Below are 19,075 nucleotides of genomic sequence, written 5' to 3' on the forward strand. Positions count from 1 at the left end.
TATGGACAAGGAGTCAATAAGGGAGGCTTTTGGAAAGTCTCTTGTAGAAATTGGAAGAATAGATGAAAAAGTTGTCGTCGTTGATGCTGATTTATCAGTTTCTACCAAAACGGATTATTTTAAAAAAACTTTTCCGGGAAGGTTTGTGAATGTAGGAATTGCGGAACAAAATTTAATAGGAGTTTCTGCAGGTTTGGCCTCAGCGGGTATGACGGTTTTTGCCAGCTCTTTTTCTGTATTTGAGACTGGAAGAGCATTTGAGATAATTAGAAATATGGTTTGTATCGCTAAATTAAATGTAAAGCTTTGTGCAACTCATGCAGGTCTTATGACAGGTGAGGATGGTGGAACACATCAGAGCATAGAGGATATTGCTATTATGAGAGCTTTGCCCAATATGAGTATAATGGTCCCATCAGATGCTGAAGAAACAAGACAAATGCTGAAATATATGTCTGAAAATAATGGTCCTATGTATTTGAGACTTGTTAGAGATGATTTAGAAAATATCAATTTAGAAGAGGATTATATATTTGAGTTTGGAAAAGCTAAGCAATTTAGTGAAGGTGATGATCTGACTATAATAGCCTGTGGTCCAATGGTATGGGAAGCTATTAAAGCAGCTGAGATATTGAGGGAAAAGGGAATACTTGCAAGAGTTATAAATATGTCTACTATTAAACCTATTGATACTGAAATGATAGTAAAATGTGCTAAGGAGACAGAAATCATTATTACAGTTGAAGATCACAGCATAATAGGTGGGTTAGGTTCTGCTGTTTCTGAAGTTGTGTGTGAAAATAATCCTGCTATAGTCAGAAAAATAGGTGTTTGTGATAAATTTGGAGTTTCCGGTAGTACAGAAGAACTTTATGAACATTTCGGTCTTACTCACAATAATATAGTGGATACAGCACTTGAACTAATGAATGAAAACTATGAATAAAAATTAATTGATATAAACTAATTAGTGCAGTTAGTAATAAATAAAGTTTTGAGATAATAAAACATTTGGTTTAAAAATTGAAGTGATGAAATAATGAATGAAAATGGTTTTGTAATAAGTAGATAGTAAAGGAATAATAGAATGAAAGATAAGAAAAAAATAATTTTTGGGGCTATTCTGCTTGTAGTAATAACTGCTATAATTACGACTTTTGTTGTTACAAGTATAGGATTTGCTAGAATAATACCATATAAAGACTATAAAAAGTATAAAAAGCTGATGATGTTAAATGAAGCAATAGAAGACGGTTTTTATAAAAAACCTAATGATGAAAAACTTTCAGTGTCTCTTTATAAGGGCTTATTTGCTGGTTTAGATGATGAATACTCTTCTTACTATACAAAGGATGAGATGAATCAGTTGTTAGAGGTGTCTTCTGGGAAATATAAAGGTATAGGAATAGTAGTATCACCGGATAAGAAAAGTGGTGCTATAAAGGTTGAACAGGTAATTGAAAATGGACCTGCTAAAGCTGCAGGAATAAAATCAGGAGATTTGATAATTGAAGTAAATGGTAAAAAGTATTCATATCAGGAAATGGATATAGCTGTAAAGAATATGAGAGGGGATGAAGGTACAAGTGTAGATATACTTTTTTCTAGAGATAATAAAACTTTTAGCAAAGTCATAACTAGAAAGGAAATAACACTTGAGTCTATTGTAGAAAAGAAACTTGAGAATGATATTGGTTATATTAGAATAATAGCATTTGATGAAGATACTGATAAGAGTTTTATGAAAGCCATAGATAAACTGGAAAGTGAGAATATAAAAGGACTTATTATTGATGTTAGGGATAATGGTGGTGGATATTTTGATGTCGTGCAAAAGATATCCGACAGATTACTTGGAAATGCAGTGATAGTATATACTAAAGATAATAAGGGGAAAAAATATATTAAAAAGAGCGATGACAAGCAAAAGGTAGATATTCCTATTGCTATTTTAACTAACAAAAATTCGGCATCTGCATCTGAAATTCTTACAGGTGCATTGATAGACAATGGTGCTGGTATATCTGTTGGAACTACAACTTACGGAAAGGGGTTAGTACAGTCTGTAATACAGTTAAGAGATGGCAGTGGTTACAAGCTTACGACTTCTCAATACTTTACACCAAAGGGCCATTATATCAACAAAAAAGGTATTAAGCCAACGATAGAAGTAAAAAATCCAAAGGAACAGTTGCCGAGAGCAATAGAATATTTGAAGACGAAAATTTAAAATGGTAATAAAAAAGCAAAGTATTATAACCTTCTGTTGTTTTGAAAACTCGGAAGGTTATATATAAATATACGTAATTTATAGGGGGAAAGAAAATGAATCTTTTGATAAGTATATCCAGGAATATATATTCACTGGATGATAGAAGTATGAGATTATCTAGAAATAAATGGGATAATTTAATACATCCACCTAGTACGCTTGGCAGATTAGAAGATCTGGTAATTATGATGTCTGGAGTATATTGTAACTATAATATTGAAGATAGACCAAAGAAATGTATCATAGCATTTGCCGGTGATCATGGTGTATTTGAAGAGGGTATTTCTCCTCAAGAGCAGAATATCACCAGATTACAATTTGAAAATTTTGCAAATGGAAAATGTGCAGTAGGAGCTATTGCAAAGTGCAATAATACAGATATTATTCCGGTAGATATAGGAATGAAAGGGAAAGACGGACTTTATGGAGTGCTTGATTATAAGATAAGAGAAGGAACTAGTAATATGTCAAAGGGGCCTGCTATGAGTGTTGATGAGGCTGTAAGATCTATTGAAGTAGGGATAGAAGTTTCTGAAAAATGTATTGTCGATGGCTATAAAATAATCGGAATAGGAGAAATGGGAATAGGAAATACAACTCCAGCTACTGCGATAGTATCTGTAATGAGTGGTAAAGATCCAATAGAAATTACTGATTCAGGAGCTTGTCTTGATGAAGAAAAAGTAAGACATAAAGCAGAGATTATAAGAAAATCTATTGAAATAAATAACCCTAATCCAACTGATGGAATAGAAGTTTTGTCAAAAGTTGGTGGATTTGAAATAGGTGGAATGGTAGGGGTTATATTAGGATGTGCAGCTAATAGAATACCAGTTGTAATAGACGGTTTTATTTCATATGCTGCGGCGTTGATTGCATATAGAATAAATCCTAAAAGTAAAGATTATTTGATAGTATCTCATCTGTCTGGAGAAACCGGTTCTAAGACGGCTTTGGACATGCTTAAACTTGAACCAATGTTGAATATGAATATGAGACTAGGAGAAGGAAGCGGTGCAGCTTTGGCAATGGGAATAATAGATTCTGCAATATTTGCATATAATAATATGGGTAAACTTAGTGAAGAACCCATAGGAAAATACATGAAATTTTAAAGGTTTAACATTATGGGAAAAATAATACTAATAACAGGTGGCGCCAGTTCGGGAAAAAGTGAATTTGCCGAAAAAATTTGTGAACAACTGGAAAAACCTTTAAATTTTAAAGACAGACTTTCAAAAAAGGATAATATATGTTGTGATATTCGTAATAATTACAGCTATGGAGAATATATAGATGATAGATTATTAAAGGCTAATAGGTCAAATGTAGTATATATTGCTACAGGTATACCTTTTGATGAAGAATTAAAATCAAAAAAAGAAAAGCATATTGAACGTAGGAAAAATAAAGGATGGGATACAATAGAGGAATATGAAAATCTGGATAAACTTTTTTATTCCAAAAAATTCGATTATGAAATAGTCCTGATAGACTGTATTACTATGATGATTTCCAATTTAATGTTTCAAGATGATGTGAATTTTGATGCAGGCAATACCGAAAATAGAAATGAAAAAAGAAAAGAAATTTTAACAGAAGTAGAAAAGTTTACTAAATCTATAAAGTCTAAAAAATCTGATTTTATACTTGTTACAAATGAAATTGGCATGGGAGTGTTGCCATCTAATAAATTATCTAGGTTTTTTAATGAGGTAGCAGGAGAAATAAACCAGATTTTAGCAGAAATATCAGATGATGTATACCTTGTAGTTTCCGGTATACCTATGAAGATAAAATAATACTTTGAACTAGAAGGGGGGGAACGAATGAAAAAATTTATAAATATTTTACAATTTTTGACAAGAATAACAATTGATAAAAACATTTCTTATGAAAGAAATATGGGAAGTGGATTAATTTATTTTCCGTTAGTAGGAGCTATTATAGGGTTGTTGATGACGATTGTTGGTTTGATTTTATCAAAGCTGATAAATGTACAGTATTCAAATATAATAATAGCCACATTAGTAGTATTTACAGAAGTAGTTTTGACGGGTGGTCTTCATATAGATGGTTTTGGAGATACATTTGACGGAATGCTTAGTTATAGAAATAAAGATGAAATTTTAAGAATAATGAAAGATCCCAGGCTGGGAACAAATGGTTTATTAGCAGTGATATTTCTAATATTGTTTAAAGTATTAGCAATATTTTTATTACTGGGAAGCAAGAATATATGGCCGATTTTTTTAATGCCAATATTAGGAAGGTATGTTTGTGTTGTTCTTTCATATAAAACTATTCCCGCCAGAAGTTCGGGAATGGGTAACATGTTTATAGGCAAATGTGATATAGGTACGCTGGTCGCAACAAGTTCAATCTGTGGACTTGTAGCAATGATTGTGTCCTTAGTTTTTACAGCAAATATTATGATATCTATATTTACATTGGCAAGTATACCTCTTTTGTATGTATTTGCTGGTATATTTGAATACTTAATATATAAAAAAATTGATGGGCTTACAGGTGATGTACTTGGATGTGGAATAGAATTAGCAGAGCTTATATTTTTAATATATATTATAATTATTATTGGATAGTAGAAAAAATTAGAAAAGTATAAAGAATTGAGGTACAAAATGAAGTCATTATATTTAATTAGACACGGTCATACTGTAGATAATGAAAATTATAGATATTCAGGATTTAGTGACTGTGATTTGAGTGAAGTTGGCAGGAAACAAGTCGAAGGTCTGACAGATTATATAAAAGATATAGATGTAGACAGAGTATATGCTTCTACATTAAAAAGGACTGCACAGACTATAGATGATTATGCAAAAATTAAAAATCAGGAAATAGTAAAACTGGATGGCTTAAAAGAAATGAATTTTGGTATTTTTGATGGGTATAGTTTGGAGGAAATAAAGAAAAAATTCCCAAAAGAATCTTCGGAGATGTTAAGAAGTGATTTTTTATATAGATTTCCAGAGGGAGAAAATATAGAGGATTTTTATATAAGAAATATAAAAGCTCTTAACGATATTATGAAAGAAAGTAAAGATATGGATAATATAATGATATGTGCTCATATGGGAACTATTAGAAATTTACTTTCCCACCTTTTGGTTGGTAGCTATAAATTACATTGGAATTTTAATGTACATAATGCTACAGTTACAAAAATTGAATTTTTCAACGAATTTCCAGCTTTGACTGGTATGGGCTATATTCCGTATGACAGGTCATTGATAAGAACATATCCTAAGAAGGAAAAGTAGATGGAGTATAAGAAAAAAGGTAAGATAATGTTTCAGGGAACAGCGTCCAATGTGGGTAAAAGTACAATAGCGATTGGAGTTTGCAGAATATTGACAAATGATGGATATAATGTGATTCCTTTTAAGTCTCAAAATATGTCGATTCAATCAAAGAAGGACTCAAATGGCAAGGAAATGGGAGTGGCACAGGTATTGCAAGCTCAAGCATGTAATAAAGAGGCATTTTCATATATGAATCCGATTTTGTTAAAACCATGTGGAAATCATATATCTGAAGTAATAGTGAATGGTGAATCAGTTGGTAAAATGTCCTCCGAGGAATATAGAGATTATAAACCAAGTTTAGTACCAAAACTTAGGGAAATATTTGAAAAAATTGAGAAAGAAAATGAGATTGTTGTTATTGAAGGTGCTGGTAGTCCGGCTGAAATAAATATGAATAGTTTAGACTTATCTAATATGGAAATGGCAAAAATTTCGGGTTCTCCTGTGATTTTGATTGCGGATATTGATAGGGGAGGTGTATTCGCATCAATCGTAGGTACGTTATTTTTACTTGGAAAAGACAGTAAAAAAGTAAAGGGTATTATAATAAATAAATTTAGAGGTAATAAAAAATATTTTGAAGATGGTGTGAAAATGCTTGAAGATATCGTGAAAATTCCTGTTTTAGGGGTTATTCCATTTATGGATATAAACCTTGAAGAAGAAGATGGAGCTGGCGGAAAAGATTTGAGTTCATTTTTCAGTTCTCAAGAGGAAAAGGAAAGAGAATTTGATAAACTTGAGCAACATCTGAGAAAAAATATAAATATTGAGAAATTATATAGCATTATATTTAATGGTAGTTAGGAGTAAGTAATTATGAAAAAAATCGTAATAGCTGGTTCTAAAAGTGGCGTTGGAAAGACCTCTATAAGTCTAGGTCTTATGAAAATTTTAATAAGAAGAGGAAAATTAGTTCAGCCATTTAAAGTTGGACCGGATTATATTGATCCTATGTATCATAGGTTTATTACAGGTGAATATTCTAAGAATTTAGATTCGTATATGCTTGATGACGAACAAATAAAGTTTGTATTTAAAAATGCCTCAATGAACAAAGATATATCCTTAATAGAAGGTGTCATGGGTCTGTATGATGGCGTAGGAACGAGTATTAATAAATGTTCCACATCGAGTATTTCCAAAATATTGAAAGCCCCTGTTATTTTGGTAATTGATGGTAAATCTATGGGGGCATCAGCTGCGGCGATGGTATTGGGATACAAATTACTTGATAAGGATGTCGATATAGTAGGTGTAATAGTAAATAACGTAAATTCTGAAAGACATTATAAAATACTAAAGGAGTCTATTGAAAAGTATTGTGCCATAGAAGTTTTGGGATATCTTCCCAACAATAAGGATATTGAGTTACCTTCACGACATTTAGGATTATTGCCAAATGATGAAGTGAATGATTTGGAAACAAGGATAGAAAGATTGGCAGATATGATGGAATCATATGTAGATATAGATAGGATAATAGAATTATCAGAAAGTGAAATGATAAATTCTTCTTTTGAATTGAATATGTTTATAGAAGATCCTGAGGTTATTGAACTTGGAAGAGGTAAAAAAATAGCTATGGCATATGATAAAGCCTTTAATTTTTACTATAGCGATAATATAGATTTACTGGAGAAAATAGGTGTAGAGATTATAAGATTTTCGCCATTAGAAGATAAAAAATTACCTGAAGCCGATTTGATATATTTTGGTGGAGGCTTTCCAGAAGTATTTGCAAAAGAATTAGAAAATAATATAGAAATGAGAAAGAGCATTAAAAAAGCCCATGACAAAAAAATTCCGATTTATGCAGAATGTGGAGGTTTAATGTATCTGGGTGAATATCTTGTAGATATACATGGTAATAAATATGAAATGGTAGGGGCATTAAGTGGGTATAGCCAAATGACTGACAGTCTTAAAAGATTTGGATACTGTGTAGCCGTTTCTAAAAATGATAATCTAATCTCTTACAAAGGACAAGAAATTTGCGGTCATGAGTTTCATCATTCAGTATTTCATTCTGATACGGATACTGCTTTTACATTTAAAAAAATTGACAATGATAAGGTGATAGATGAGTGGGAAGGTGGATATTATGTGAATAATACCTTAGCTACTTATCAACATATACATTTTTATAATAATTTGAGTATTGTATGCTATTTATTAAGTAATGTAAAATAAAACTGGCAAGGAGATATTATGGAATCTTATTTATTTTTAGTAATTATAATTATCTCTTATATTTTAGATTTAATAGTAGGAGATCCCTATTGGTTTCCTCACCCGGTTATATTTATAGGAAGAATGATATCTATTTTAGAAAAATTTTCAAGAAATCATTTTATCAGGTTAAAAACTGCTGGAATAGGGATATGGATACTTACTTCATCAATATCATATATAGCAGCCTATATAGTTTGTAGAGTATTTAATTTTAATACAATATTAGATAGTATTATTACAATAGTATTGTTGTGTACATGTTTTTCAACCAGGTGTCTTGCTAATGAGGCTATTAAGGTTTATATAGCTTTGGAAAAGGGGAGTATAGATGAGGCCAGAAAAAAATTATCTTATATAGTTGGCAGAGATACTGTCAATTTATCAGAAAATGAAATAATTAGAGCGACTGTAGAAACTGTAGCAGAAAATACAGTAGACGGAACTATTTCACCGATGTTTTATGCTTTTTGTGGAGGTGTGCCATTAGCTATTATGTATAAAGCGATTAATACCATGGATTCTATGATCGGTTATAAAAATGAGAGATATAAAGATATAGGTATGTTTTCAGCAAAAATGGATGATTTATTTAATTATATACCCGCAAGAATTTCATTAATATCATTTTCAATAGCCAGCTTTTTTCTCGGTTACGATTATAAAAATTGCTTTAAGGTAGGTATCCGAGATAGGAAAAATCACAAAAGTCCAAATTGTGCATATCCTGAAGGAGCGGTTTCAGGAGCATTGGGAATACAGCTTGGAGGAACTAACACTTATTTTGGTGAAAGCGTATTTAAACCTACAATTGGTGATAAAAGGAGAGAGATAGAAAGAAATGATATAAGAAAAAGCATAAAACTTTTGTATTTTTCAACTTTTGTCACATTGGTATTATTTATTTTTATATGGGGGATTTATGTTTATTCACGGAGCAGATAGTGAGAAAATTAAAAGGATTTATGGGGCAGATAAGGATTTACTGGATTTCAGCTCAAATACTAACCCTTATTTACCTGAAAATATAGCTCAGCATATATGCAAGAATTTTTTATGTATAAAAAATTATCCTGATATAGAATATATTTCATTAAGGAAGAATATTGCTAATTATATCTTTAAAAAAGAAAATGTATTTATAGATGAGGATAATATTTGTGTAGGAAATGGTGCAACCGAACTGATTTTTTTATTTATAAGATCAATTTCCGGTAAGGTAGGTATAATATCCCCGACATTTACTGAGTATGCGAGAGCAGCTAAAATAGTCGGCCTTGAAGTCGTTGAAATAATGATGAATGAGTTAGAAGATACTTTTGAAATAGTTGTTGATGAACAGAAAATAAAGGATGTAGAAGTAGTATTTGTCTGTAATCCCAACAATCCTGATGGAAGAGTAAGAGATTTGTCAGAACTTATTAAAACATGTGAAAAATATGGAAAAAAGATAGTGGTAGACGAGACCTTTATAGAGTTTTGTGAAGAGTATAGAAGGTATTCTGCTATTAATTTAGATTATGGTAATATCTTTGTGATAAGAGCGGTGACCAAGTTCTATGGGATTCCGGGATTGAGATTTGGATATATGATGTCTAAAAATAAGAACTATATAAATTATATTTGGAGTATAAAAGAGCCTTGGACTGTGAATTCAATAGTGGAAAATCTTATACCTGTGTTACTTCAAGATAATGATTTTGCTGAAATTTGCAGATTTAAATATAAAAAAGAAAGGGAATTTATACTTTCTAGTTTGAAAAAAATAGATAATCTAAAGATATATAAATCGGATTCGGCATTTTTACTTATAAAAATAAATAATAATGAATTTAATTCTAAATTTCTTAAGGATTTAATGATAAGGGAATACAATATAATAATAAGAGATGCTAGTTCATTTGCCGGACTAGATAATAGTTATTTCAGAATAGCAATCAAGAGAAGAAAAGATAATTTAAAAATAATTAATGCTCTAGAGGAGATATTCTCTAGTTTGAGAAAGGTTTAGTTTATGAAGATAGGATTAGGATCATGTCCATCAACTTGTGGAGAATTAGTGCAAGGTTATATGGGGGAAAATGAATGTATTAGCTCATATTGTATAGATCTTTATTCCAATGCAAAGATAGTGGAGAAGAGAAATAGAAAAAAAAGTAATCGCTTTAATAAAACAAAATCGATGAAGGCTGTTGAATTGGTATTTGATTATTTTGGTATCCCTAAATTGGAATTGCTTGATATCAGTTTATTTATTAAAAGTAATATACCCGTTGGAAAAGGTATGGCCAGTTCTACTGCTGATATTGGTGCCAGTGTAATGGCAGCTTTAGATTATCTTGATAAAGATTTAAGTGAAGATGAAATTTCTAAATTAGTAGCAAAAATAGAACCGACAGATTCTATTTTTTACAAAAAAATCTGTGTCTTTGATCCAATAAAAGGGAAAAAGATAGAAGAGTTAGGAGCTTTACCTTATGATGAAGTATTGATTTTGGAGCCATATAGAAGAATTAATACAGTTAAAATAAGACAAAAAAGCGATTATTATACAAATTTGATTGAAAATAAATCTTTTACAACAAACTCATTTAATCTTTTGGCTGAAGGAATTAGAAATGAAGATATGAAAAAAGTAAGAAGAGCTTGTGAGAATAGTGCCTTGGCAAATGAAAAAATAAAGACTACTCCATATTTAAGAGAAATAATAAAAATCTCTAAAAAATATAATGCAGGATTTGTAAATATATCTCATACGGGAACAGTTGTCGGAATTTTGGTGTCCGATAAGACAAATAAAGATGGAATGATAGATGAAATAAGAAACTCTGATATTTCTAAAATATATAAAAAGCAATATATTAGAAAAATTGTAGAAGGCGGATTAAGGAAAGGATGGCAAAATGATGGATTACATAAAAAATCCGATGAAAATAGAAGAAAAGAGTTTTGAAATAATTCAGGAAATAATTGATGAGATCAGACCTGAATATAAGTTTAAAAATGAAATAGAAGAAGAAATAATAAAAAGAGCCATTCATACAACTGCCGATTTTGATTATTTAGATATTTTAAAAATATCTGAGAATGCCATAGATAATATTAAAAATGCATTAGAAAATGGTGCTACTATATATACTGATACAACGATGGCTCTAAGTGGAATAAATAAGCATATGCTAGAACAAATAGGATGTAAATACTCCTGTCTTATTTCAGATTCCAGAACAGTAAAATTAGCAAAAGAAAAGGGAATTACAAGATCAATGGCTGCAGTTGAGGTAGCAAGTAAAGAGAGTGGAGATAAAGTTTTTGTATTTGGTAATGCACCTACTGCAGTATATAAAGCAATTGAATTACATAAACTAAAATTATTGAAACCAAGCGTAATAATAGGAGTTCCGGTAGGATTTGTTGGAGCAGAGGATTCTAAAAACAAGTTATATGACTCTGAAATTGAATGTATTATTTCCAAAGGGAGAAAAGGTGGGAGTAATCTTGCGGCAGCTATAATAAATGCAATACTATACTATTATTTTAAATAGATATATATTTATATGGATTGGATAAATTTATGGAAGAATATGTATATGTTGATGGAAAAAAATATAAAAGAGGATATACAACAGGTACTTGTGCTGCTGCAGCTACAAAGGCTTCTTTAATATCATTTATAACAGGAAAAAAACTTAAAAGTATAGAAATTGATGTTCCAAAGGGAATTTGCATATCCATTGAAGTTGAAAATCAAGAAATATTAAAAGAATATGTATTAACTTCAGTAAAAAAAGATGGCGGTGATGATATTGATTCAACTCATGGCATAGATATTTTGTCAAAAGTAGAAATAATAAATAGTGATAAATTACCGGAGAATAGGTGTAAATCTGAACTTGATTATGTTGAGATAACATCCGGAGAAGGAGTAGGACTTGTTACAAAAAAAGGACTTAGCGTAGAAGTGGGTAGACCGGCAATAAATCCCGTACCTATAAAAATGATATGTAGCGAAATAGAAAAAGCAATAGACGAATATGATATTGATATTAACAGTTTCCTGTATGGCAGAAAAATTTTAGTCACCATTACTGTACCTAAAGGAAAGGAAATTTCATTAAAAACATTTAACCGAAATTTGGGTATAGTAGATGGAATATCTATTATAGGAACGACGGGAATTGTAGAACCAATGAGTGATGATGGTTGGAAAAAAGCACTTTCAGCAGAGTTATCTATAAAAAAAGAAGAAGCTTTAAATGAGATTATTTTAGTTCCCGGAAATATAGGATTTAAAAATATGGTCGAAAAATATGGCTATGATGAAAATAAAATTCTAAAAATAGGCAATTTTATAGGATATATTTTGATGGAATGCAAGAGATTTGGATTTAAAAAAATTATTATAGCCGGTCATTTAGGTAAGCTTATAAAGTTGTCTGCAGGTATAATGAATACGCACAGTAGAGTTGCTGATGCAAGGACAGAAATAATGATATCAAATTTAGCTTTAATGGGGGCTGAAAAAGATTTTTTAGATGAAATAAATTCATGCATAACAACTGATGCAATGATTCCAATAATATATGAAAAAGGCTATGAAGACGTGTTTGATATTTTAGCTCAAAAGGCAACTGATAGAGCAAAAAAATATATGAGAAATGATGAAAATAATATAGACATAGAGGTTTTTTTATTTAGCATGGATGGAAATTTATTAGCAAGAAAAATATCGGAAATATAGAGATATTTAGTAAAAAATTTGGTGTGTAAGTGGTAACTATGTATAAACAGTACAAAAATAGAAGTAGGTATTATAGTAAATGGTATTTTACAGAGAAGAAACTTGAGAGGTATTAAGTTGATTACAGTAGTTGGAATTGGACCGGGAAATATTGATTATATAACTAAAATAGCTATGGACTCCATATCGATGTCTGATATAGTGGTTGGAGGAAAGAGAAATATAGATGTTTTAAAAAAAATTATAAATAATGAAAAACATAATTTTATATTAGATAAAAATGATACGATAAATAGAAATAATGCAATGTCAGAAAAATCATATTACATACTTGATTCAAATTTTTCGGATTTAAAACAATATATATTGGACAATATAAAAAAAGATATTACTGTACTGGCTTCCGGAGATCCATCAGTATATGGGATAGCAGATTATATTGAAAGAGCATTTTCAGAAATGACAGAAATAAATATTATTTCCGGAATAAGTTCAATTCAATATGCTTTTTCAAAAGTAAAATTAAATATGAACAATGTGTATATTACTAGTAGCCATGGGAGAGAGCCAAATTTTGACTTTATTTTTTTGCATGATAAAATTGCAATGGTTACAGATTCCAAGATAGGTCCAATTGAAATTGCAAAAGAAATATTAAGTCGAGAACTCGACTATACTATTTATGTGTGTGAAAATCTCTCTTATGACGATGAGAATATCATAATAGGTGATGCCAATAAAATACTGCAAAAATGTAATTATGGTATGTGTGTTATTATTTTAAATAGATAATCAGAAAGGTTGGTTTTATGAAAAATTCCGATTTCATAACAGGTAAAGCTCCAATTACCAAAGAAGAAGTGCGTGCAATTTCAGTTTCCAAGATGAATTTAGAAAATGCAAAATTATTTGTAGATATAGGTTCGGGAACCGGAAGTATAACTGTAGAAGTAGCAAATAAATTTCAAAACATATCGGTTATTTCAGTAGAAATGGAAAAAAGTGCATATGAATTAACTAGAAAAAATATCGAAAAGTTTAAATTGACTAATGTAAAGCAAATATATGGGGAAGCTCCCGGATTCATAAAAATGAATGAAAAAGCAGATGCTGTTTTTATAGGCGGTAGCAAAGATAATTTATCTGATATACTTGAATGGACTTATGAAAATTTGGTTGACGAAGGGGTTTTAGTTGCTAATTTTATACTTCTAGATAATTTTTATGAATGCAAAAAAAAACTTGAGGAGATAGGATTTAGAGATATTGAAATGATTCAGATATCAATTTCTAAGATGGAAAAATTAGGAAAAGGAAGTTATTTTAAGCCTCTTAATCCGGTATTTGTTATATCTGCAAAAAAGTAAGTTTTAAGGAGAAAAATTATGAATAAAGTGTATTTTGTAGGAGCTGGTCCCGGTGATAAGGAATTAATAACATTAAAGGGATACAAGATACTTTCAAAAGCCGATATAGTAATATATGCCGGATCTTTAGTAAATCCCGAATTGCTTGAATATTGCAAAGATGGTTGTGATATATATGATAGTTCGAAAATGAATCTAGAAGAAATTATCAAAGTTATGAAAAAAGGATATGATAGTGATAAACTGGTTGTCAGACTTCAAACAGGTGATATTTCAATATATGGTTCAATTAGAGAACAGGCGGAAGAATTAAAAAAACTGGGAATAGAATATGAAAGCATTGCAGGTGTAAGTTCATTTTTGGGTGCTGCATCTTCATTAGGAATTGAATACACTGTGCCAGAAATATCTCAAAGCCTTATTATTACCAGATTAGAAGGAAAAACTCCGGTGCCTCAACTTGAAAAATTGGAATTTTTTGCATCGCATAGGACATCTATGGTTATTTTTCTTTCTGTACAAAGTATAGATGAAGTGGTGTCAAGATTATTAAGAGGTGGCTATAATGAAGAAACTCCTGCAGTAGTGATTTACAAAGCGACATGGAAAGATGAAAAAATAGTAAAAGGCGTATTATCTAATGTATCAAATAAGGTAAAATCAGAGGGTATAAGAAAAACGGCTTTAATACTAGTAGGTGACTTTTTAGGTGATAAATATAATTATTCAAAATTGTATGATAAATATTTTGAGCATGAATACAGGAAAGCAAATGATGAAAATACAGTTTTATAACTATATATGTTAAGAAAGTAGGAATTTTTAAAAAGTGGACATTAAATACATTTACATTACGGAAAAATCAAAAAAACTATGTGAAAAAATATCAAGTTTTTTTGAGGGGGAAATAATTTCATACAGTCAATTTAAAAATCATTCCAAAAAGATTTTTAATAATGCTGATTTTTTAATATTTATCATGGCAACTGGAATAGTTGTCAGGAGTATTTCTGAGTTGCTTGAAAGTAAGTTTACTGATCCTGGTGTTATAGTTATTGATGAACTTGGCAAAAATACAATAAGTCTATTGGGTGGGCATATAGGTGGTGCAAATGAATTAACCCTTAAAATAAGCAAAGTTATAAATTCAAATCCTGTAATTACAACCGCTACAGATATAAATAACAAGGGTTCATTTGACATAATTGTTAAAAAAATTAATGGATATGTAGATAACTTTGGAGAATTATCACTAGAAATAAATAGTGGTTTGTTAAAAGGTATTTCATATAAATTGTTTATTCAGAATGAATATAAAAGTTTTTTTATCGAGGAAAATGGCAAATATTCAAATGCTTTGAATGGTTTTGATGTAGAATTTATATCTAAGGAAAAAATTGAAACTATTATTTTATATATTGATAAATCTGTAGAATTTGTGGATAGAAAATGTATTTTTATAACTGATATAGATTTAAATAATATTAAAAATAATAATGCATATTTTAATATGGGTAAAAATTTAAGTATTAATATTGATTTAAAGATTGATAAGTGTTTTAATACCGGTTTAAAATTATGTGAGAAAAATATTATTATTGTAATTCCAAAACTTAATGTATTAGGCATAGGATGTAAAAGATATACTAAAGCAAGAGATTTTGAAAATAATGTAATTGAATATTTGGTTGAAAATAATATTAATATATCATCTATTAAAAGTATATCCAGTATTGACTTAAAAAAAGATGAGAAATGTATTTTGGAATTTGCAAAAAAATATAATATAGAAACTCATTTTTATACGAAAGAAGAAATTTCAAATGTAGATTCTTTATATGAAAAGTCAAATTTTGTAAAGGACAGTATAGGAGTTTATTCAGTTGCAGAACCATCTTGCCATATATCAACTGATGGCAATGTAATATCTCAAAAGTTGAAAAAAAACGGGATAACGATATCTATAGGAAGGAAATTGAAATTATGATATATATGGTAGGGATAGGACCCGGAAAAAGGGAGTATATGACATTACAGGCAATTGAAGCCATTGAAAATTGTGATGTGATAGTTGGATACAAAACCTATATATCTCTAATAGAGGATTTGATTAAAGACAAGGAAATAATAAAAAATGAAATGCGGCAAGAAATAGATAGATGTAGAATTGCAATTGATTTATCTAAAAAAGGCAAAAATGTAGCTGTAATAAGTGGGGGTGATTCAGGTATATATGGTATGGCTGGATTAGTATACGAACTAAACACAAAGGAAATAGAGAAGCAGGAAATAAAAGTTATACAGGGTGTAACATCAAGCATATCAGCAGCAGCAGTTCTTGGGGCACCTATTATGCATGATATGTGCCAGATAAGTCTGAGTGATCTTATGACACCTTGGAATGTTATAGAGAAGAGGTTAAAACTTGCCTCTGAAGCTGATTTTGTGATATGTATATACAACCCAAGAAGTAAGGGAAGAAGTGACCACTTAAAGAAAGCCTTCGAAATAATGGCTGAGTTTAAAGGCGCAGAAACACCAGTTGGAATTGTAAAAAACTCAGGTAGAATGAATCAAGAAGAGTATATTGTGGAATTTCAAAAGATGAATTTTGAGTTGTGTGATATGTCTACTATGATTATTATAGGAAATAAAGAATCTTACATAGATGGAAATAAAATAATAACACCTAGGGGGTATAGTATATGATTTTGGTATTAGGAGGAACTTCAGATAGTTTGAAAATATGTGATAGATTATATGAATTAGGTATAAATGATTTCATACTTTCGGTTGCAACTGAATATGGTAAAGAATTAGCATCATCACATGCTAAAATTGTGGTTAATGGCAAAATGGATAAAAAAGAGATGATTGAATTTATAAAAGAGAATGAAATTAGACAGGTAATAGATGCCACACATCCTTATGCGGTTGAAGTGTCTAGAAATGCCATGGATGCGTGTGAGCAAACCGATATAAAATATATTAGGTTTGAGAGAAAATCTCTGCTTGAAAAAATAAGATATCAGGGAGAATTTATTGTAGATACGATAGAGGAAGCATGTGATATGGTAATGAAAAATGAAAATTGGGAAAACGTCTTTATTGCTACCGGTAGTAAAAATTTGGGGACATATATAAAACTTCTAAAATCTAAAAGAGTGGTTGCTAGGGTACTTCCAACAGGTGAAGTGATAAGAAGTTGTGAAGCCATGGGATTGAATGCTGATAATATTATAGCGATAAAGGGGCCATTTAGTAAAGATATAAATATTGCTCTTTTAAAACATGCTAAAGTTGATGTAGTGATTACAAAAGAAAGCGGATATGCAGGAGGTTTTCTAGATAAAATAGATGCATGTTATGAGTTGGATATTCCAATTATAATTATAAAAAGAAAAACAATTGATTATCAGAGGGTAGTACATGATATATCAGAGATAGAGGAAAGCATAATATTTGGTTAGGAGGGGAATATGTCAAAAAAAGCATTGGTAGTTGTTAGTTTTGGTACTTCTCATTCAGATACAAGAAAAAAAACAATTGAAATTTGTGAGAATGAATTGAGGAAAAGTTTTCTAGAATATGATTTTTTTAGAGCATGGACATCTAAAATGATTATTAAAAAAATAAAGAATAGAGATAATGAAGAAATTCTTTTTCCGGATGAACTAATGGATATGTTATGTAAAAAAGGCTATGATGAGGTCTATATTCAGTCATTGCATTTGATTTGTGGAGAGGAGTATAATAAATTACTTGATATAATAAATTCCTATAAAAAAAGATTCAGTAAAATTTGTATTGGAAGACCTTTGTTGTCTACACTTGAAGACTATAAATATATAGCAGAATTTATAGATATTAAAAGTAAAAAAGATATAGAAAATGATTTTAAAAAAGAATATTCAGCAGTAGTATGGATGGGACATGGAACAGAGCATATAGCTCATTCGTCTTATGCTGCTTTGGATTATAGATTGAGAGTAAAAGAATCTCCAGCGTTTATTGGTACGGTGGAAGGTTACCCGGAAATAGAAGATGTATTATTTTTTTTAGAAAAAAATAACATAAAAAAAGTTCATTTAAGACCATTATTATTAGTTTCAGGTGATCATGCTAAAAATGATATGGCAGGAAATAATGATAAGTCATGGAAAAAAATATTAGAAAAAAAAGGATTTGAAGTCGAGGTACATTTAGAAGGAATAGGTCAATTTGACGAAATACAGAGAAAATTTGTTGAAAACCTCAAGGATGAATTATAAAAAAGTATTTTCTAAAATGATAATGTTGATTTAAATGTTTTCTGTAAAAAGAAACGAAAAAGCATATTATTATTTTTATAAAGGTGATAGAATATAGTAAAACAATTGTCTAAAATATAGTTTGAAAATTTGAAATTGGAAGGAATTACTATGAGTTGTAAATTTTATGGAATAGGGGTAGGTCCGGGAGATAGCGAATTGATTACGATAAAAGCAGCTAAAATATTTGAAATTTTGGATATACTTTATGTTCCCCAATCTAAAAATGGTAAAGAAAGTATTGCAAAAAAAATAGCCAATCCATATTTGAATAAAGATATTTTGATTAAGGAAAGATATTTTCCGATGAATTATAATATGGATGAAAAAATTGATGTTTGGAATAGCATTTCAAAAGAAATAGTAAATGATGTGAAACAGAACAAAAATGTTGGATTTGTAACGCTAGGTGATCCTATGATATACTCAACTTATCTATACGTATATGAAAGATTGAAAGATTATATAGAAGTCGTGACAATTCCAGGTATTTCATCATTTATAAATATAGCATCTTCCAATAATTTTCCATTGGTTATGGATAGAGAATCGCTGGCTATAGTATCTTGTACAGATGATATGCATAGAATTTATGATGTGTTAGATAATTTTGAATCAATTGTGTTGATGAAAGTTTATAAAAATTTTAAAAGTATAATAGATTTGATTTTTGAAAAAGGACTTGAGAAAAGTTCAATAATGGTTTCAAATTCATCTATGGAAGATGAGGTTTTAATTAAAGATTTATCGGAGGTCAAAAAAATGGATTCAGTTCCGTATTTTACTACAATATTAATAAACAAAACATATAATAGATAATTTTG

21 protein-coding genes are annotated in these 19,075 nt (G+C 29.8%); all 21 read left to right on the forward strand.

Annotated elements, in window-relative coordinates:
- Window position 1 precedes the first annotated feature (1 nt).
- The 21 genes from HLB29_RS01150 (at window position 2) to HLB29_RS01250 (ending at window position 19,070) form a co-directional block, all read left to right on the forward strand.
- Entirely contained in the window at window positions 2-946 is a 945-nt protein-coding gene (locus HLB29_RS01150) for a transketolase family protein (protein ID WP_185623325.1), read from the forward strand.
- A gap of 141 nt (window positions 947-1,087) precedes the next feature.
- A complete protein-coding gene (locus tag HLB29_RS01155; RefSeq protein WP_185623326.1) occupies window positions 1,088-2,230 on the forward strand; it encodes a S41 family peptidase in 1,143 nt (380 codons plus the stop codon).
- 95 nt (window positions 2,231-2,325) lie between these two features.
- Window positions 2,326-3,387, forward strand: coding sequence for a nicotinate-nucleotide--dimethylbenzimidazole phosphoribosyltransferase (gene cobT, locus HLB29_RS01160; protein WP_185623327.1), 1,062 nt, complete (start codon window positions 2,326-2,328; stop codon window positions 3,385-3,387).
- Window positions 3,388-3,399: 12 nt separating this feature from the next.
- Window positions 3,400-4,074 carry a bifunctional adenosylcobinamide kinase/adenosylcobinamide-phosphate guanylyltransferase gene (locus HLB29_RS01165; protein WP_185623328.1) on the forward strand — a complete coding sequence of 225 codons (675 nt, stop codon included), beginning with the start codon at window positions 3,400-3,402 and terminating at the stop codon, window positions 4,072-4,074.
- Window positions 4,075-4,101: 27 nt separating this feature from the next.
- Window positions 4,102-4,875: an adenosylcobinamide-GDP ribazoletransferase gene (gene cobS / locus HLB29_RS01170; protein ID WP_185623329.1), complete on the forward strand. Its 774-nt coding sequence runs from the start codon at window positions 4,102-4,104 to the stop codon at window positions 4,873-4,875.
- 39 nt (window positions 4,876-4,914) lie between these two features.
- Window positions 4,915-5,556, forward strand: coding sequence for a histidine phosphatase family protein (locus HLB29_RS01175; RefSeq protein WP_185623330.1), 642 nt, complete (start codon window positions 4,915-4,917; stop codon window positions 5,554-5,556).
- Complete coding sequence (locus tag HLB29_RS01180) at window positions 5,557-6,408, forward strand: cobyric acid synthase (RefSeq protein ID WP_185623331.1); 852 nt, start codon at window positions 5,557-5,559, stop codon at window positions 6,406-6,408.
- Window positions 6,409-6,420: 12 nt separating this feature from the next.
- A complete protein-coding gene (locus HLB29_RS01185; protein ID WP_185623332.1) occupies window positions 6,421-7,794 on the forward strand; it encodes a cobyrinate a,c-diamide synthase in 1,374 nt (457 codons plus the stop codon).
- An 18-nt stretch (window positions 7,795-7,812) separates the two neighbouring features.
- Window positions 7,813-8,778, forward strand: a complete 966-nt coding sequence (gene cbiB / locus HLB29_RS01190; protein WP_185623333.1) for an adenosylcobinamide-phosphate synthase CbiB — start codon at window positions 7,813-7,815, stop codon at window positions 8,776-8,778.
- Complete coding sequence (locus tag HLB29_RS01195; protein WP_185623334.1) at window positions 8,756-9,844, forward strand: pyridoxal phosphate-dependent aminotransferase; 1,089 nt, start codon at window positions 8,756-8,758, stop codon at window positions 9,842-9,844. Before cbiB ends, HLB29_RS01195 begins: the two co-directional genes overlap by 23 nt.
- A gap of 3 nt (window positions 9,845-9,847) precedes the next feature.
- Entirely contained in the window at window positions 9,848-10,786 is a 939-nt protein-coding gene (locus tag HLB29_RS01200; RefSeq protein ID WP_185623335.1) for a GHMP family kinase ATP-binding protein, read from the forward strand.
- Window positions 10,740-11,378: a cobalt-precorrin-8 methylmutase gene (locus HLB29_RS01205; RefSeq protein ID WP_185623685.1), complete on the forward strand. Its 639-nt coding sequence runs from the start codon at window positions 10,740-10,742 to the stop codon at window positions 11,376-11,378. Before HLB29_RS01200 ends, HLB29_RS01205 begins: the two co-directional genes overlap by 47 nt.
- Window positions 11,379-11,407: 29 nt before the next feature.
- The gene (gene cbiD / locus HLB29_RS01210) at window positions 11,408-12,574 is read left to right on the forward strand and encodes a cobalt-precorrin-5B (C(1))-methyltransferase CbiD (protein ID WP_185623336.1); all 1,167 of its coding nucleotides are present in this window, start codon (window positions 11,408-11,410) and stop codon (window positions 12,572-12,574) included.
- Window positions 12,575-12,691: 117 nt separating this feature from the next.
- Entirely contained in the window at window positions 12,692-13,366 is a 675-nt protein-coding gene (cbiE, locus tag HLB29_RS01215; protein ID WP_207719484.1) for a precorrin-6y C5,15-methyltransferase (decarboxylating) subunit CbiE, read from the forward strand.
- Window positions 13,367-13,383: 17 nt separating this feature from the next.
- Window positions 13,384-13,941 carry a decarboxylating cobalt-precorrin-6B (C(15))-methyltransferase gene (locus tag HLB29_RS01220; protein ID WP_185623337.1) on the forward strand — a complete coding sequence of 186 codons (558 nt, stop codon included), beginning with the start codon at window positions 13,384-13,386 and terminating at the stop codon, window positions 13,939-13,941.
- Between the two features lie 18 nt (window positions 13,942-13,959).
- Entirely contained in the window at window positions 13,960-14,736 is a 777-nt protein-coding gene (locus HLB29_RS01225) for a cobalt-precorrin-4 methyltransferase (RefSeq protein WP_185623338.1), read from the forward strand.
- 34 nt (window positions 14,737-14,770) lie between these two features.
- Window positions 14,771-15,928, forward strand: a complete 1,158-nt coding sequence (locus HLB29_RS09750) for a cobalt-precorrin 5A hydrolase (RefSeq protein ID WP_185623339.1) — start codon at window positions 14,771-14,773, stop codon at window positions 15,926-15,928.
- A complete protein-coding gene (gene cobJ, locus HLB29_RS01235) occupies window positions 15,925-16,650 on the forward strand; it encodes a precorrin-3B C(17)-methyltransferase (RefSeq protein ID WP_185623340.1) in 726 nt (241 codons plus the stop codon). The genes HLB29_RS09750 and cobJ overlap by 4 nt, the downstream gene beginning before the upstream one ends.
- Window positions 16,647-17,411, forward strand: coding sequence for a precorrin-6A reductase (cobK, locus tag HLB29_RS01240; RefSeq protein WP_185623341.1), 765 nt, complete (start codon window positions 16,647-16,649; stop codon window positions 17,409-17,411). The genes cobJ and cobK overlap by 4 nt, the downstream gene beginning before the upstream one ends.
- A 9-nt stretch (window positions 17,412-17,420) precedes the next feature.
- Window positions 17,421-18,212, forward strand: coding sequence for a sirohydrochlorin cobaltochelatase (locus HLB29_RS01245; RefSeq protein ID WP_185623342.1), 792 nt, complete (start codon window positions 17,421-17,423; stop codon window positions 18,210-18,212).
- Between the two features lie 150 nt (window positions 18,213-18,362).
- Window positions 18,363-19,070: a cobalt-factor II C(20)-methyltransferase gene (locus HLB29_RS01250; RefSeq protein ID WP_185623343.1), complete on the forward strand. Its 708-nt coding sequence runs from the start codon at window positions 18,363-18,365 to the stop codon at window positions 19,068-19,070.
- The last annotated feature ends 5 nt before the right edge of the window (window positions 19,071-19,075 follow it).

Source organism: Peptostreptococcus canis (assembly GCF_014229965.1).
GTDB lineage: Bacteria > Bacillota > Clostridia > Peptostreptococcales > Peptostreptococcaceae > Peptostreptococcus > Peptostreptococcus canis.